Below are 16,331 nucleotides of genomic sequence, written 5' to 3'. Positions count from 1 at the left end.
TCCTCTATATGTGATTACTCAATTGTATTGCTCATGCAACTTTTGAAAATTTAACGTAAATTATTTTCAATTTGGTGTTTTTTTAAGCATTTCTTAAGGTGTCTATGAAAAAATAAATTCATTCTCTTTGTTAAGGGGTATTATATGTTACAAAAGCACGAACTACCTCATGCAAACATAAGTTTACTTGAAGAAAAATATGGAAAATTTTGGTCTTCTTTTGTTTCCCCCTTTGATAATGCTAAAAAGGTATTAACTAACTACTGTGTCCGTGAGCTTCTTAAATGGACTCCAACTATGTTTCAACGTGTAGGTAAGAATCGAACTGACTCTAATGTAAAAATTGTAGAGCAAATTTTGACTGACTCCTCGCTAGGTACAGTGGAAGCCTTGCTTCATAAAATTAATAGTCAAGTCCCTTTTTATGAGCCCAATAGCTCCTTGCTTCGACGTATGCAATTCATTTGTAATAAAATGAATCTTCCTTACTCTATCGATATTCATGATAAAAAAGTCTCACTCACGCTACACTTCGAATCCCCGGGCGTTCACTTACAAGCATCCGCTAAACAGCTAAAAGCTGAAAGTCCAAGCACATCCTATATTGCTACTACGACTACGGCGAGTGGACTATTATTAGACTCTTATAAAAAATATAAATTACTCGAAGAATATAATGATCAGCAAATTATCAAACGTGAAGATAACGATTATAAAAACGTCACTTTAATTCGCGATCCGCAGGAATTAGAAAATAATAAAATTTATTTATACGTTATTACAGCCAATGGAGAAACCTGGTTCGCACCGCAACAAACCTCAGATTCTACTAAATTGACTCATGGTGGATTAATTAGAAAAGCACTGGGTATTTCTAATGGCCCAACGCCTCCTGTGATTGCAGCGGGCACGATTATGAATGCTAAAAGTGTAAAAACTGAAAAAGAAGAATCTAAACCATTAACTTTTATCACGCTCTCAAGTGGCCATTTTGCACCCGATTCAAAAGCCTATTATGCAGCGTGTGATGTATTGGTTGATAAACTTGGGGAACGACTATTACATCTTCAGGTAGGTTATTCCAATACTCACTATAAAAGCCTGGATATTCGCTATGGTCAGGAAGTGTCCTCGGAGGCCATAAAACAAGGGCGCGCTTTTAAGATGGCTCTCATGAATTATATGCAACAATCTTGTCATGATCCAGACAATATAGAAGTCGTAAGTGTAGTACGCAAACTATTGCTGGAAATAAATCCTTCAGATAAAGACTATGATGACGATGCGGTTATTAGCTTCAGTGGGCATGAATTGAAACTTTTCTTTCAAGATGAAAGCTTATGCGAGCTTTTCAAGACTTATAAGAAATTTTTCCCTGAAGCAATCCAGAACTATAATCCAGAGAACTCATCAGAATATACAATGAATATAAGAGTTTAAACCGGGTTTGCACTATCAATAAAATGATGTGCAACATTAAATCGTGATGACAAGTGTTTCCCTAACTCTTGCACTCCGTAGCGCTCTGTTGCGTGATGACCACAGGCAAAATAATGAATACCTAATTCCTTAGCCTGGTAATACGTGCGCTCGGAAATTTCACCACTTATATAAGCATCAGCGCCGAGATTATATGCTTCTTCAATAAAATCTTGAGCAGCACCACTGCACCAGGCAAAATATTTAATGGGTTTGGAAGAACCCTCAACATGCAAAGGTTTTCTACCTAATTTATCTTCTAATTGCAGAAGAAACTCATTCGCAGTTTTAGCTTTTGTAAAAGAACCCGACCATAGAAGATTTGGTGTTTTACCGGCGGAATGCATTTTAAAGGAATCTACATTCAAAAGCTTTGCCAAACAGGCATTATTACCAATCTCTGGGTGGCAATCCAGAGGCAGGTGGTAGGCAAAAAGTGATATATCATGTGTAAGTAATTGGCTTATTCTCTGCCGTTTCATGCCAGTTATAATTGACTCTTCACCTCGCCAAAAATAACCGTGATGAACAAGCAGAGCATCTGCTTGTAGAGCAATGGCATGCTCTATTGCCTCTGCTGAGGCAGTAACAGCTGTACAGATCCGTTTGATATCGTTTTTTCCTTCTATTTGCACGCCATTAGGTGCGTAATCATGAAAATTGCCACAACCTAAAAATTCGTGCAAATAAGAAGCAAGCTTAGTGCGTGATATCACCGTGCTGAGGCCCTCTTAATATCAGCACCTAACATGGATAGCTTTTCTTCAATACGCTCATAGCCTCGATCGACGTGATAAACACGCTCAACAGCGGTTTCACCCTCAGCGGCCAAACCGGCTAAAATTAAGCTTGCAGAAGCACGTAAATCTGTTGCCATAACCGGAGCACCTGTTAATTTTGGTACGCCAGTTATCATCGCTGTATTACCATTCAATTGAATTTGAGCGCCCATACGTTGCAATTCTTGCACATGCATAAAACGATTTTCAAAAATATTCTCAATGACTGAAGACGTTCCTTCAGCAACGGCATTTAATGCCATAAATTGAGCTTGCATATCCGTTGGGAAAGCTGGATAAGGGGCAGTTGAAATATTCACAGCTTGAGGACGAAGCCCATGCATATTTAAAGTAACCCAATCTTCGCCAATAGATAATTCAGCACCCGCCTCTTCAAATTTACAAAGCATTGAAAGTAAATTATCAGGTTTGACCCGGCGCACAGTGACTTTGCCACGAGTTATAGCTCCCGCAGTAAGATAGGTACCAGCTTCAATACGATCTGGCATCACTGCATAGCTACCACCTGACAATGCAGGCACCCCTTCCACTTCGATCGTGCCACTGCCAGCGCCGGTGATTTTAGCTCCCATCTGATTTAAGAAATTAGCCAAGTCAACGACTTCTGGTTCACGAGCAGCATTTTTAATTAATGTTTTACCTTCAGCAAGCACAGCAGCCATTAACACGTTTTCGGTTCCTGTCACTGTAACAGAATCAAAAATTAATGTTTTTCCTTGTAAACGGCCTTTTTTACAGCGTGCCTTAATATAACCATTTTTTACCGTAATCTCGGCTCCCATAGACTTAAGTGCCTTCAGATGAAGATCAACAGGCCGCGTACCTATCGCGCATCCGCCTGGAAGAGAAACATCCGCCTGACCAAAACGTGCCAATAAAGGTCCCAGAACCAAAATGGATGCTCGCATGGTTTTTACTAATTCATAAGGTGCAACATATTCGTTCACATGCGAAGCATCAACTTGCACATTCATCTTTTCATCAACTGTCAGCTGAGTTCCTAGTTGTCCTAAAAGCTCCATCATGGTCGTGACGTCTTTAAGATGAGGCACATTTGCAATAGTTACATTGTCGGTAGCTAGAAGTGTGGCTGCCATAATTGGCAATGCTGCATTCTTTGCTCCTGAAATGATGACTTCACCTTGCAAAGCTTTGCTACCATTGATAATTAACTTATCCACGATTTTTCTCCCACTCTTCCTTTGTTAAAGTCTTCATGGTTATTGCATGAAGGCTACCGGTCGTAATGTAATCTTTAAGTTTTGCATAAACCCACTGTTGTCTTGCCACTTTGGTTTTGCCCAAAAATGAATCAGATACAACAGTTAATTGATAGTGATAACCATCCCCTTCAACTCGAACAAAATCAACCTCTCCCGTTTCAACAAGACGTTGTTCTAGTACTTCATTATTAATCATACAACTCATTCTCACTTGGGTTTATTAGACTTCTTCGGAAACACTATTACAGAGGATTGCTTCCTCGAGACGGTACTCAATCGTCATATACAGGCATGTACACTCAGGTTCTGCGTACCCACTCGTCTCTCCCTATCTTCTCTGTAGTCGAGTATCCAAAAAAATTTCGTTTTACTTATTGAGTATTGCATCAACCCCACAAAACTCAGCCAAAGCATGAATAGCTTTAGGCATACCTTCAATTTTACAGGTTTTTTTTCTTGAAGCGCTTAATCTTTTCGCTTCAATCAACAAAGCAAGTCCTGCGCTATCGCAATGAGTAACCTCACTTAAATCAAGTGTTACATGATTACTCGCAACCTCACGGAAATACTTCACCAAACGCTCGCAATCTGATTGCACCGTCGTAAAGGTCATTTCCTGTGATGGTTTAAAAGATTTAGATTCCACTTATGCTGCCTTCTTACCAGGTTGTTCATGAAGTTGCTTAATAATTTGCTGCATACTTGAATTTCTTAATGCATCGGCAAATTGCGAACGGAAACTTTGGAGTAAACTTACCCCCTCGACACTTAAATCATAAATTTTCCAGGTTCCATTTTTAGAAACCAAACTATAACTTAGCGGAATATTCTGGCCATTTGAACGGATTATCACACTATTAACACGCAGGAAACGACCATCAAGGGACCCTCTGATGGGTAAAAATTTAATTTTCTCATCAGTATATTCAGCCAAAGGGGTTGCATAAGTCCGAATAACTAATTGTGTAAATTCATAAGAAAATTGTTGTCTCTCACTAGCAGAAGCCTTATTCCAAGCTTGTCGGCCAAGCACTGATCTTGACATCCCACTCACATCAACATTAGGAAGCAAATAACGTTTTACCGCTTGATGAATTATCTGCGGATTCTGCTTTAGTGATGATTTATTTTCTTTTAATGTTGCGATGATTTGATTTGCTGTACTTTCAAGCATGGGCAAAGGAGAAGTTTGAGCCCACAAAAACTGGCTGAGCGACAACGTGACCACCAAGGCTAATGACTTAATTGTTCTCATAATCCACCTATTTTTTATTAATATTGAATAAAAGCTGGCCAATCAAATTTTCAAGAATGACTGCTTCCTGTGTTTTAGCAATAACATCTCCTTCACGTAAGAAGGGATGGTCCTGTCCTTCCTCATCCTCAAATCCTGGTACAATACTTACATAATTAGAACCGATTAAACCTTCGGTTAGAATACGAGCAGAAGTATCTTCATAAGGAATTGGCTTGTCATTGCGTAATAACATCGTTACTTTGGCATTTAATTCACCAGGCTGTAGCTCAATGTGAGTTACTTCACCAATTTTTACCCCTGCAATAGTCACTGGTGCTCTTACTTTTAGCCCGCCAATATCAGTAAACTCAGCGCTAATATGATAGCCTTTATTTGATACCAAAGAAGTGACACCGCTCACTTTCATCACCAGAATAAGTAAGGCAAACAAGCCTAGCAACATAAAAATGCCTACGCTTATATCTGTATAACGTTGCCTATTATTCATTTACCAACCTCCAATCATCATCGCGGTCAAAATAAAGTCAAGTCCAAGCACTGCCAACGAAGAATAAACGACTGTTCGTGTTGTTGCCTGACTAATACCTTCTGCAGTAGCAATACAATTAAAACCTTGAAACACAGCTATCCATACCACTACAAAAGCAAACACCATACTTTTAATAATGCCACTTAAAATATCCAGACGAAAATCCACAGCAGCTTGCATGTTTGACCAAAAACTGCCGGCATCAACACCTAACCAATCCACACCCACAAAATAACCACCATAAATCGCTACAGCAGTAAAAATTAAAGCTAAGACGGGTAGCGAAACCAAGCCGGCAATAAAACGAGGATAAATGACGCGCCCTAAAGGATCGACACCCATCATATCCATGCTTGCTAATTGTTCAGTTGCTTTCATTAAACCAATTTCAGCAGTCAAAGCTGAGCCAGCTCTGCCGGCAAATAATAGCGCACTAATTACCGGTCCTAGCTCTCTGCCAATGCTTAATGCCAAAAGTTGCCCTAATTGGCTGCTTGCGCCAAATTTTTGCAGCGTATTATAACCTTGTAATCCGATTACCATTCCAACAAACAGTGCAGAAACTACAATAATCAAACAAGATAAAACGCCGACAAAATAAAGTTGCCCTTTTAAAGCGGGCCAAAGCCTTGAAAAATCAGGGTTTCTTAAAAACATTCTTAACAGAAATACACCCGAATGTCCCATGGCCTGCAAATTAGTTATTCCACGCTGCCCCATGCGTGCAAATGTATCAAGCATCTAGCAACTCCTCTGTGTAGGGGCGAGCTGGATAATGAAAAGGAACCACACCATCAGCTTCACCATGCATAAATTGTTTAACTTGCGGTTGATTTGATTTTTTTAATTCAAGAGGCGTGCCATGTCCGATAACTCGACCTCCAGCTATCAAATAAACATAGTCAGCAATTGAGCAAGTTTCCTCTACATCATGCGAAACAATGATGGTCGTTGTTTGTAAAAGCTGATTTAATCTTTTTATTAAACGCACTAAAACCCCCATGGAGATAGGATCTTGTCCAGTGAAGGGTTCATCATACATCATTAACTCAGGATCAAGCGCAATGGTCCGAGCTAATGCGACACGTCTTGCCATTCCTCCTGACAGCTCATCGGGCATTAATTGCGCGGCCCCTCGTAAACCAACGGCTTCAAGTTTCATTAACACAATATCGCGCAACATCGCATCATTTAGCTGGGTATGTTCCCGCAACGGGAAAGCGACATTATCAAAAACAGATAAATGGGTAAAGAGGGCACTACTTTGAAATAGTAATCCCATCTTACGTCGCGCCATATATAATTCTTTGCGGGGCAATTGATGAATGTTTGCGCCATTAACCAAAACGGTACCTGCTTGCGGGTATAATTGGGCACCAATTAAACGCAAAAGTGTCGTTTTACCACTCCCACTTGGTCCCATGATGGCGGTAATTTTTCCGCGCGCCATGTCCATACTGACACTATCAAAAATGCGACGCTCACCACGATCGAAGGTGAGATTAGTGATCTGCACTAAATTATCCTGCATTATTTTTATTCCGGCATAGAATTAAATAATGATTATATACTTGATAACGAGTAATTTGCGAATTAAAAAAGATTAGCGCTTTTATGTGCAATCTCTAGCTGATTTAATTAAATTACCACTACATCCACAGTTCCTTTCAGGAAAGAAGATATCTCTTTAAACAATTAAGTTACCTTGACCTGACTCTGCCCTATTTTTTAGAATGCTCATTCTTTGTTGTTACTGGATTTTTTATAATCAACTGGAGGCCGGAAATGCTAAAAAAAACTGAAAACACCCATTTATCACCGAGACAATTAGAAGAGCTGCGATTGAGAAAAGAAACAAATGGAATGTTTGCTCCAGCTAAACCCGGCAGTTTTTATGAGAAAAGAAAAGAACTTATTGAAAAATATGTGAGAGAAGGGCTTGAAAAATTTGATGCGCGTCAACAAGATACACAACAAATGAAAGATGATGAATTAATGTCCAGGATGGAACCTTAGATCCTGTCGATAACAGAAAATTCAAATCAAATCTGTCAATTAAAAGAAAAAATCTCAGACCAAATAATAAACAGGTGACGTCACTTTCCTCAAGATTTGATATTAATGAAGTAAACGATCATGATTTCTCAATATGGTACCTATTTTTGGTCTGCTATGTTACACTTTCCCTCTTCTTAGATGACTCTCAAGCATATGAATTTTTGCAAATTGGGCCTTGCAGTCATTGAAACTGAGGGGCAAGCAGTACTTGATTTAGCACAACGTATTGATCAACGCTTTGAAACAGCCTGTGAACTTTTACTGGCTTGCAAAGGCCGCGTGGTCGTAACGGGCATGGGTAAATCAGGTCATATCGGCAGTAAACTTGCTGCTACTTTCTCAAGCACAGGAACACCCGCCTTTTTTATGCATCCAGGCGAGGCGAGTCATGGTGATTTAGGAATGATTACACGGCAAGATACTGTCGTTGCAATTTCCAACTCAGGTTTTACAAATGAAATTATCACCCTGCTTCCTCTTTTAAAACGACTTGAAGTTCCTTTAATTACGTTGACAGGCAATAGCGAATCTACGCTTGCCAAAGCCGCTGATGTCAACCTTGATATTAGTATTCAACAAGAAGCATGCCCTTTGGGTCTAGCCCCCACCACCAGCACAACCGTTTCTTTAGTAATGGGCGATGCCTTGGCTATCGCTTTACTACAGGCAAGAGGATTTAGTGCAGAAGATTTTGCTTTAGCTCATCCAGGTGGTGCATTAGGACGACGTTTATTATTGCGTATTGATGAGCTTTGTCATGAGGGATCGCAGTTACCTATGGTGAATGAACAAGCGACTATTGGTGAAGCCTTAATTGAAGTCACCGCTAAAAAATTAGGTATGACTTGCGTGGTTGATAGTGCTGGATATCTTACTGGTGTATATACAGATGGGGACATTAGAAGAACATTAACCCAAAATTTTGATATTAATACCACCCCTCTGGCAACTGTAATGAGCAGAAACTGTAAGACAATCAAAAAAGGACTTTTAGCAGCAGAAGCACTGGCGCTAATGCAAAAATACAGCATTACATCCTTAGTGGTTGTCGATGACATCAATCGCCCCCTAGCAGTTGTTCACCTGCATGATCTGCTGCGAGCAGGAGTTTTTTAAAAAATTTTACCAGAATCCACTTTGTAGGATATAAAATGAATGAATTAATTGAAAAAGCAAAAAAAATCAAATGCTTAATCTGTGATGTAGATGGTGTACTAACTGATGGTCTTCTTTATATCGATAATTTTGGCAACGAATTAAAAACTTTTCATGTTCAAGATGGCATGGGTTTAAAATTCCTGATGGCTGCAGATATTCAGGTCGCTGTTATTACAACTTCGGTCAATGCTGTTATTGACAATCGTATGAAACAACTTGGTATTCAGCATTATTTTACTGGACAAGTCGATAAACGAAGTGCTTTTGAACAACTTAAAGCTCGTCTTGGCTTTAATTGTGAAGAATTTGCTTACATTGGTGATGATTTACCTGATCTACCAATCATCCAACAAGTGGGATTAGGAATCGCGGTTGCCAATGCTGTAAGTCAGGTCAAAGAATTTGCTGACTGGCAGACCGAAAAAACTGGGGGCAGAGGTGCAGTACGTGAAGTATGTGAACTCATTTTAAATGCACAGAATAAACAAGAAGAGGCATTTGCAAGGTATTTAGCCTCATGAACGCTGCTAAACAAGCTGCCTGGTTATTTTGTGTCCTTATAGCACTTGCCTGCTCCGGGTGGTATTTTGCCAGCTCCAACGTTATCAACAAGTTGGATGACAAAACACTATCCCAATCCGCTGATACGATTGTAACTAATTTAACAGTGCGTCGTTTTGATGAGCAGGGTGCCTTAATAAACTATTTACAAACGCCTGAAATGCAGCATATCCCGGCAGAAAATACACACTTGTTAAAAATGCCGCAAATTATGATTGTTCAACCTGGACAACCTGCCTGGCAAATTCATTCAGACACAGCCAGAGCTATTCATGGCGGAGAACAGATTACGTTTATCCATAATGTGATTGTTCATCAGAATAAAGGTGAACACACTCAGGAAAGTACAATGAAAACGGAAGAACTCGTTTATTTTCCTAAAGAAAAATTGGCAATGTCTGAACTTGCTGTAAGCTTTGAGCAACCTGGAAGTATCGTACACTCTCAGGGAATGAAAGCCTATTTGGCCGATAAACGCGTGCAACTAAGCAGAGCACATGCAACCTATGAGCCACGAAATGGATAAAATAACGAGTTTAGTCATTTTTTTCTTGCTAATCCTAGTTAACATAACCAGTTTTGCCATGCCTGACGATCGAGAAAAAATTGCCGAACTCGCTGCCGACTCTGCGGATCTCAATCAACAAACACACCGTGGCGAGTATGTTGGCAGAGTAGAGTTTAATCAGGGAACCACGCACCTGCGTGCCGCCAAAGCCATTACTGAAGGCAATCAGCAAAATAAATTAATTCTGGCAATTGCTTTAGGGGATGAGACTGAACAAGCCCATTATTGGACGCAGACTGCTCTTAATAAACCCTTATTACATGCTTATGCAGATATGATTCGTTATTATCCTGAGCGTCACTTGGTTGAATTAATTGGCAACGCACGAATTACTCAAGGAGATAACTCTTTTGCAGGTCCCAAAATTAGCTATGATACAGAAAAGCAACATGTTATTTCTAAGGGTGACACTAAAAATCGCACCACCATTATTATTCATCCTGAGAAAAAATCATGAGTGAATTGTTAGCGCGTCATTTAAAAAAATCTTTTAAAACACGTACGGTTGTTAACGACGTTAGTATCAATATTCGTCGTGGAGAATGCGTAGGATTATTGGGTCCTAATGGCGCCGGTAAAACAACTTGCTTTTATATGATTGTTGGTCTGCAATCTTGTGATGAAGGCCAAATTATACTTAATGAGCAGGATATTACCAAAGCTCCGATGCATCAACGAGCACGCTTGGGTATTGGCTATTTGCCCCAAGAAGCCTCAGTCTTTCGGAAAATGTCAGTTGCTGATAACATTTTATCGATTTTACAATTACGCAAGGACTTGGACGACCAAGGGCGCCAAGAAAAATTACAAGAATTAATGCAGGAATTTCATATTTCTCACATTCAAAAAAGCTTAGGGATGAGTCTTTCGGGGGGGGAACGTCGTCGTGTTGAAATTGCTCGAGCTTTAGCGATTGAACCTACGTTTATTTTATTAGATGAACCCTTTGCAGGCGTTGATCCCATTTCCGTTCTAGATATTAAAAAAATTATTCTTCATTTATGTGATAAAGGAATCGGTGTATTAATTACTGATCATAATGTTCGTGAGACTTTAGACATTTGTGAACGCGCTTACATTGTCAGTCAGGGCAGAATTCTTTGTGAAGGAACGCCTGAGGCAATCCTACGTAATCAACAGGTCAGAGCCGTTTATTTAGGTGAAGAGTTTTCTTTGTAGCTGATAAGTATCCCCAACGCATTTCATTGTTTTCTTTTAACTCAGGAATTTATGTTACTCATCATTGATAATTATGATTCTTTTACATACAACCTGGTGCAATATTTTCAATATCTAGGTCAACAAGTCATGGTTTATGCCAATGACAACATCGATATTCGGACAATCAGGCAGCTAGCACCGCAATATCTTGTTATTTCTCCCGGCCCTAAAGGCCCGCAAGAAGCTGGTATTTCACTTGCTGTAATTGAGCATTTCCATCAACAAATTCCAATTTTAGGGGTTTGTCTTGGCCATCAATGTTTAGCTTATTCGTTTGGTGCCTCAATTATCCAGGCCCCAACTATTATGCATGGAAAAACGTCTGCGATCCTGCATCATAAACAAGGTCTTTTTCGCTGTTTGCCGAGTCCCTTTCAAGCAACACGTTATCATTCGCTTGCTATCGATACGAAGACGCTTCCCTCTTGTTTCTCCATTGATGCATGGGCTGACGACACAATTATGGCTATTTCTCATCGTCAATACCCACTTTATGGTCTACAATTCCATCCGGAAGCCATTCTGAGCGAACATGGTTTACAATTACTAACCCATTTTTTAGAACATGAATACAACGAAACTTTTTGAGCAATTAATTGCGGGTAAAGATTTAACGACTTCGCAAATGCAAAATTTTATGCACACTTGCATGAGCGGTGAATTAACTGATGTACAAATCGCAACCTTCTTAGCTTTAATGCGCATGAAAGGTGAAACCACAGAAGAATTAACCACCGCGGCAACAGTAATGATGGAGCTTGCGCATCCTATTGATTTAGGAAAAGACCTCATTGATATCGTAGGTACTGGTGGCGATGGTAAAAATACCTTTAATGTCTCTACCATTAGTAGTTTTGTGGTAGCAGCAGCAGGAGTTCGCGTAGCCAAGCATGGTAATCGTTCTGTTTCAAGCCGCAGTGGTAGTGCCGATCTATTAATAGAAGCGGGTTTTGAATTGCAACTCAGTGATGAACAGCTCAAAGATTGCATACAACAATGCGGAGTAAGTTTTTTATTTGCACCACATTTTCACCAGGCAATGCAGCATGCCCGTAATGCCCGCCAACAACTTGGCATTCGCACCTTATTTAATCTTCTTGGCCCTCTCATTAACCCAGCACGAGTTACTAAACAAGTTGTTGGTGTGTTTGCAAAACGCTGGCTTGAACCTTTGGCACATGTCTTGGCCAACCTGGGAAGTGAACATGCTCTTGTAGTTAATTCGCGCGATGGCATGGATGAAGTCAGCATTTCAGCGATTACTGATGTAGTGGAATACCAGCATGGGCAATTGCGTCATTGGAGCATTAACCCAAAAGATTATAATTGCTTCCATTCAAGTTTGGACGAAATAATTGTGGATTCACCAACGCAAAGCTTAGCGTTAGCTAAAGGTGTATTCAACGGACAACAAGGGCCAGCACGTGATATCGTACTCCTAAATTCCGCTCTTGCCCTTTATTGCGCTGATTCCTCAATGAGTTTTTCTGATGCCATCGAAAAAGCAAAAGAAGCAATCGATAGCGGAGAGGCTCAACGACGATTCCAGCAACTAAAAGAATTAACCCACAAAGGGCAAATATATGAATAGCATTCTCAATAAAATAGCAGAACATAAAAAATTAGAAGTTGAATTGGCCAAACGAAATCTACCGTTAGAAGTTTTAATGGAACACAACAATCCCCTACCCCGAGACTTCATTGCTAATCTTAATAATGCTAACCCTGCAATTATTGCCGAAATTAAAAAAGCCTCCCCAAGTAAAGGATTGATTCGCGCTGATTTTGATGTGGCCACTATTGCTAAAATCTATGAAAAGAATGGTGCCCGGTGCTTATCCGTTCTTACTGATATTAATTTCTTTCAAGGCCATCCTTCTTTTCTTGCGGTGGCTAAAGAAAATTCAGTTTTACCCGTACTACGCAAAGATTTCATTATTGATCCTTATCAAATTTATGAAAGCCGCTTTCTGGGCGCTGACTGTATTCTACTTATTGTTGCAATGCTCGACGATCATCAACTTAGAGATTATTGCCAATTAGCGCAAGAACTGAATATGGCTGTGTTAGTAGAAAGCCATACACTTGAAGAATTGCAACGAGCCATAGAACTTCCGACACCATTAATGGGGGTTAACAATCGCAGCTTGCATACCTTCACAACCGATATCCGCACAAGTATTGAATTAGTTAAAAATCTCCCGGCAAATAAAATTATGATTACCGAAAGTGGGATTAATACTCGCGAGGACATCCAGCTCATGCTAAACAATCAAATTCATTGTTTCCTTATTGGTGAAAGCCTTATGAGAGCACCAGACATAGGAGGTAAATTAAGAGAGTTTTTGTCTCTTTGAACTAGCGCGAATCTCTTCCCTAACAAGAAAAAATGTCATTTCTGCGTAGGTGGGAATCTAACCATCCTAGTTATTCTTTCCTCCGTTTAGAGGATAAATTTCCACTTTCGTGGGAATGACAGGAATTATAAACAAAAGCAACGATTCCTCATCTCATATTTGCTCTTTTATTTGTATTAGTGTGCTAAATTTAGCATAATGCAAACCCTTTTTTTTATCCGAGAGTCTATGACACAGAATCGAATAACTGTTGATCTCTTGAAACAACTGGTGAGCAAAGCAGAACTCAGCCAGGAAGGCAATACGGCTAATTACATTCCTGAATTAGCGAATGTTAATAAAGATCTTACTGCCATAGCGGTGCATACCCTTGGTGGTGAATCGTTATCCTACAGCAATCAACCTCTCGCCCCAGTAACCCTACAAAGTACCGGCAAAATGATTACTCTCATCGGCCTGCTTGAAGAATTTGGTGCTGAGCAACTGTTTGAATGGGTGAAAGTCGAGCCATCAGGAGACGATTTTGCTTCGATTACTCGTCTTGAGCAATTTGGTCCTAAACCTTCTAATCCAATGTTAAATGCGGGTGCAATTACTTTATGCTCCCATATTCCAGGTATTGGCGAACAGCAATTTGCCTGGTTAGAACATTGGGTACAAAAACTTTTTAATCAACGGCTTAGTATTAATCCTCTCGTTTTTGCCTCTGAAAAAAGAACTGGTGATCGCAATCGCTCTCTCGCTTATTTACTGAAAAGCAGAAACAATTTAGGAGCCGGAGTAAGCGAAACGCTGGATTTATATTTTACCCTCTGCTCCTATGAAGCAGAGCTTGAGCAAATGCTCTATTTACCCACACTGCTTGCTAACGGTGGCAAAGATCCTGTTGGTGGCGGCCAAATAATTTCCCTGGAAACTTGCAAAATTACTTTAGCAATTATGGCTACTTGCGGTTTATATGACGAAACAGGCACGCATATGGTTAAAACAGGTATACCAGCCAAAAGTGGTGTTTCCGGATATACAATTGCAGCACTGCCAGGTAAAGCCGGAATTGTTGTACTGAGTCCTCGAGTCAACCCCAAAGGAAATAGTATTCGTGGGGAAATCATGCTGGAAGAGTTGTCCAAAGCAATGAGCTGGCATTTCGCCTTGCCTTAGATAAAAATCAACGACAATTGGGCTGAACGGACTTTGATGACAACAGTAGATTGTCATCAGGCTCAAGGAAATAGATTAGGGACTTTACACCATGAATGATCAAAACTATTTTGACCACGATGCAGATATTGGCATTATTGGAAGAGGCTCATCTTTAGAACAAAGCTTTGAACAAGCCGCCAAAGCAATGTTTGCTTTAATGGGAGATTTGTCCACAGTCACCACTCAAAAAGCCATTTCTTTTGTGTTTGAAGAAAATGATATTGAATTAGCATTTGTTACCTGGCTGAATTTGCTAATCGCGAACGCGCAGGAACATCATTTAATATTGGCTCATTTTAAAGTTGAAAATGCAGGTAGTACATGGCACGGCGAAGCTCAGGGCGAACAATGGAACGAAAAGATTGAACGGGGAATTGATGTAAAGGGTGCTACCTTGACAATGTTGTCCGTAAAACAAATAAATAATATATGGGAAGCTAAATGTGTTGTCGATGTTTAACAGCATAGATGGAGAGATTGCTTGTGGATATGTCACAAATAAAACGAATTGATGACTATCGTTGGGCGCCTGATGAAAAACCTCATTCAGTAATGATGTATGGCACCCAAGAATTAATAGCAGCTATGGATGAAAAAGTCCGCGAACAAATCATCAATGTAGCGAGTTTACCTGGACTAGTTGGTCAGGCTATGACCATGCCTGATGCTCATTGGGGTTATGGTTTTCCTATTGGTGGCGTGGCCGCATTCGATGCTAATGAAGGTGGAATTATTTCAGCCGGCGGTGTAGGCTTTGATATTTCTTGCGGTATTCGTTGCTTACGTACTAATCTTTTTCTCGATGATATTTTGCCCCACATTGAAGATTTGGCTGAACAACTTTTTTTATATGTCCCCTCAGGTGTTGGCTCAACAGGAAAACTGCGTTTATCTGTCAAAGAATTGGATAAGGTCATGTTGGGTGGTGCGAAATGGGCAATTAGTGAGGGTTATGGCAAAAAAGAAGATTTAGAGTATGTTGAAGAAAATGGTTGTGTCGATGGTGCACTCCCCAACTATGTTTCTGACCATGCCAAAAAGCGTCAATTACATGAAATGGGCACGTTAGGATCCGGTAATCATTATTTAGAAATTCAGCTTGTTAAACAGATCTATGATGAAAATGCAGCGAAAGCGTTTGGCCTCAGCAAGAATCAAATTATTATCGCCATTCATTGCGGCTCACGTGGCTTAGGTCATCAAATTGGTTCTGATTATTTAGTTTCGCTAGCAAAAGCAGCAAGCAAATTGGGACTTCATTTACCAGATAGAGAATTAGCCTGTGCTCCTATTCTTTCAGAGGAAGGCCAACGATATTTGGGAGCAATGAATGCTGGAATTAATTGTGCTTTAGCTAATCGCCAAATTATTGTCCATTTAACGCGAGAAGCCGTTGCTAACATACTTCCTCATGCTAATCTTGAAACGTTGTTTGATGTTTCTCATAATACTTGCAAGCAAGAAAAACATGTCGTTAACGGCAAAGAACAAATGCTCTATGTTCATCGTAAAGGAGCCACGCGTGCTTTTGGCCCGCAACATCCAACCTTACCAAAACGTTATAAAGAGGTGGGTCAGCCAGTTTGTATTGGCGGCAGTATGGGAACAGGCTCATTTATATTAGCGGGTAATCCACCAGATTTAAATCATGCCTTTGCCTCTGCTTGTCACGGTGCTGGACGACAAATGAGTCGCCGACAAGCGTTAAAACGCTGGCAAGGAAGAACGCTTATTGACGAGTTGAGACATGCAGGAATATATATTCGTAGCAGCTCCATGCGCGGTATCGCTGAAGAAGCACCTGGTGCTTACAAAGATGTCCATAAAGTGGTTGAAGCCACGGAGTTTGCCGGTTTAGCACGGCGAGTTGCATTCTTAACCCCTTTAGCCTGCATAAAAGGTTAATTTCACATATA

The 16,331-nt window shown here is 40.2% G+C and carries 21 protein-coding genes; 13 read left to right on the top strand and 8 right to left on the bottom strand.

Annotated elements, in window-relative coordinates; all coding sequences use genetic code 11:
* Positions 1-144: 144 nt before the first annotated feature.
* On the top strand, positions 145-1,440 hold the full coding sequence (locus PXX05_RS03745; protein WP_275089722.1) for a hypothetical protein: 1,296 nt from the start codon (positions 145-147) through the stop codon (positions 1,438-1,440).
* Here the strand turns inward: PXX05_RS03745 and PXX05_RS03740 are convergent.
* The 8 genes from PXX05_RS03740 to PXX05_RS03705 form a co-directional block, all read right to left on the bottom strand.
* On the bottom strand, positions 1,437-2,195 hold the full coding sequence (locus PXX05_RS03740) for a Nif3-like dinuclear metal center hexameric protein (RefSeq protein WP_275089721.1): 759 nt from the start codon (positions 2,193-2,195) through the stop codon (positions 1,437-1,439). The genes PXX05_RS03745 and PXX05_RS03740 overlap by 4 nt on opposite strands.
* Complete coding sequence (gene murA, locus PXX05_RS03735; protein WP_275089720.1) at positions 2,192-3,460, bottom strand: UDP-N-acetylglucosamine 1-carboxyvinyltransferase; 1,269 nt, start codon at positions 3,458-3,460, stop codon at positions 2,192-2,194. The genes PXX05_RS03740 and murA overlap by 4 nt, the downstream gene beginning before the upstream one ends.
* Positions 3,453-3,698 carry a BolA family protein gene (locus PXX05_RS03730; protein WP_275089719.1) on the bottom strand — a complete coding sequence of 82 codons (246 nt, stop codon included), beginning with the start codon at positions 3,696-3,698 and terminating at the stop codon, positions 3,453-3,455. The genes murA and PXX05_RS03730 overlap by 8 nt, the downstream gene beginning before the upstream one ends.
* A 171-nt stretch (positions 3,699-3,869) precedes the next feature.
* Complete coding sequence (locus tag PXX05_RS03725) at positions 3,870-4,148, bottom strand: STAS domain-containing protein (RefSeq protein ID WP_275089718.1); 279 nt, start codon at positions 4,146-4,148, stop codon at positions 3,870-3,872.
* Complete coding sequence (locus PXX05_RS03720) at positions 4,149-4,757, bottom strand: MlaC/ttg2D family ABC transporter substrate-binding protein (protein ID WP_275089717.1); 609 nt, start codon at positions 4,755-4,757, stop codon at positions 4,149-4,151.
* Positions 4,758-4,764: 7 nt separating this feature from the next.
* Positions 4,765-5,247, bottom strand: a complete 483-nt coding sequence (mlaD, locus tag PXX05_RS03715) for an outer membrane lipid asymmetry maintenance protein MlaD (RefSeq protein ID WP_275089716.1) — start codon at positions 5,245-5,247, stop codon at positions 4,765-4,767.
* Complete coding sequence (gene mlaE, locus PXX05_RS03710) at positions 5,248-6,030, bottom strand: lipid asymmetry maintenance ABC transporter permease subunit MlaE (protein ID WP_275089715.1); 783 nt, start codon at positions 6,028-6,030, stop codon at positions 5,248-5,250.
* Positions 6,023-6,820: an ATP-binding cassette domain-containing protein gene (locus PXX05_RS03705; protein WP_338034426.1), complete on the bottom strand. Its 798-nt coding sequence runs from the start codon at positions 6,818-6,820 to the stop codon at positions 6,023-6,025. The genes mlaE and PXX05_RS03705 overlap by 8 nt, the downstream gene beginning before the upstream one ends.
* Before the next feature lie 254 nt (positions 6,821-7,074).
* Here PXX05_RS03705 and PXX05_RS03700 point away from each other — a divergent pair, with 254 nt between their 5' ends.
* From PXX05_RS03700 to PXX05_RS03645, 12 genes are all read left to right on the top strand, one after another.
* Positions 7,075-7,305 carry a hypothetical protein gene (locus PXX05_RS03700; RefSeq protein ID WP_275089713.1) on the top strand — a complete coding sequence of 77 codons (231 nt, stop codon included), beginning with the start codon at positions 7,075-7,077 and terminating at the stop codon, positions 7,303-7,305.
* A 195-nt stretch (positions 7,306-7,500) separates the two neighbouring features.
* A complete protein-coding gene (locus tag PXX05_RS03695) occupies positions 7,501-8,463 on the top strand; it encodes a KpsF/GutQ family sugar-phosphate isomerase (RefSeq protein ID WP_275089712.1) in 963 nt (320 codons plus the stop codon).
* A 35-nt stretch (positions 8,464-8,498) separates the two neighbouring features.
* Positions 8,499-9,026, top strand: coding sequence for a KdsC family phosphatase (locus PXX05_RS03690; RefSeq protein ID WP_275089710.1), 528 nt, complete (start codon positions 8,499-8,501; stop codon positions 9,024-9,026).
* Positions 9,023-9,592: an LPS export ABC transporter periplasmic protein LptC gene (lptC, locus tag PXX05_RS03685; protein ID WP_275089709.1), complete on the top strand. Its 570-nt coding sequence runs from the start codon at positions 9,023-9,025 to the stop codon at positions 9,590-9,592. Before PXX05_RS03690 ends, lptC begins: the two co-directional genes overlap by 4 nt.
* Positions 9,585-10,091, top strand: coding sequence for a lipopolysaccharide transport periplasmic protein LptA (lptA, locus tag PXX05_RS03680; RefSeq protein WP_275089708.1), 507 nt, complete (start codon positions 9,585-9,587; stop codon positions 10,089-10,091). Before lptC ends, lptA begins: the two co-directional genes overlap by 8 nt.
* Positions 10,088-10,813 (top strand): LPS export ABC transporter ATP-binding protein, encoded by a 726-nt coding sequence (gene lptB / locus PXX05_RS03675; protein WP_275089707.1) that lies wholly within the window; start codon positions 10,088-10,090, stop codon positions 10,811-10,813. The genes lptA and lptB overlap by 4 nt, the downstream gene beginning before the upstream one ends.
* Before the next feature lie 51 nt (positions 10,814-10,864).
* Positions 10,865-11,443, top strand: coding sequence for an anthranilate synthase component II (locus PXX05_RS03670; RefSeq protein WP_275089706.1), 579 nt, complete (start codon positions 10,865-10,867; stop codon positions 11,441-11,443).
* Positions 11,421-12,446 (top strand): anthranilate phosphoribosyltransferase, encoded by a 1,026-nt coding sequence (gene trpD, locus PXX05_RS03665; RefSeq protein ID WP_275089705.1) that lies wholly within the window; start codon positions 11,421-11,423, stop codon positions 12,444-12,446. The genes PXX05_RS03670 and trpD overlap by 23 nt, the downstream gene beginning before the upstream one ends.
* Complete coding sequence (gene trpC / locus PXX05_RS03660) at positions 12,439-13,212, top strand: indole-3-glycerol phosphate synthase TrpC (RefSeq protein WP_275089704.1); 774 nt, start codon at positions 12,439-12,441, stop codon at positions 13,210-13,212. The genes trpD and trpC overlap by 8 nt, the downstream gene beginning before the upstream one ends.
* A gap of 228 nt (positions 13,213-13,440) precedes the next feature.
* Positions 13,441-14,373, top strand: coding sequence for a glutaminase A (gene glsA, locus PXX05_RS03655; RefSeq protein WP_275089703.1), 933 nt, complete (start codon positions 13,441-13,443; stop codon positions 14,371-14,373).
* Positions 14,374-14,464: 91 nt separating this feature from the next.
* On the top strand, positions 14,465-14,875 hold the full coding sequence (locus PXX05_RS03650) for an archease (RefSeq protein ID WP_275089702.1): 411 nt from the start codon (positions 14,465-14,467) through the stop codon (positions 14,873-14,875).
* A 23-nt stretch (positions 14,876-14,898) separates the two neighbouring features.
* Positions 14,899-16,320, top strand: a complete 1,422-nt coding sequence (locus tag PXX05_RS03645) for an RtcB family protein (protein ID WP_275089701.1) — start codon at positions 14,899-14,901, stop codon at positions 16,318-16,320.
* Positions 16,321-16,331: the final 11 nt, after the last annotated feature.

The sequence above is a fragment of the Legionella cardiaca genome, assembly GCF_029026145.1.
Taxonomy (GTDB): Bacteria; Pseudomonadota; Gammaproteobacteria; order Legionellales; family Legionellaceae; genus Tatlockia; species Tatlockia cardiaca.
Note: the sequence above shows the minus strand (reverse complement) of the source record. Positions and strands in the feature narration are given on the sequence as shown.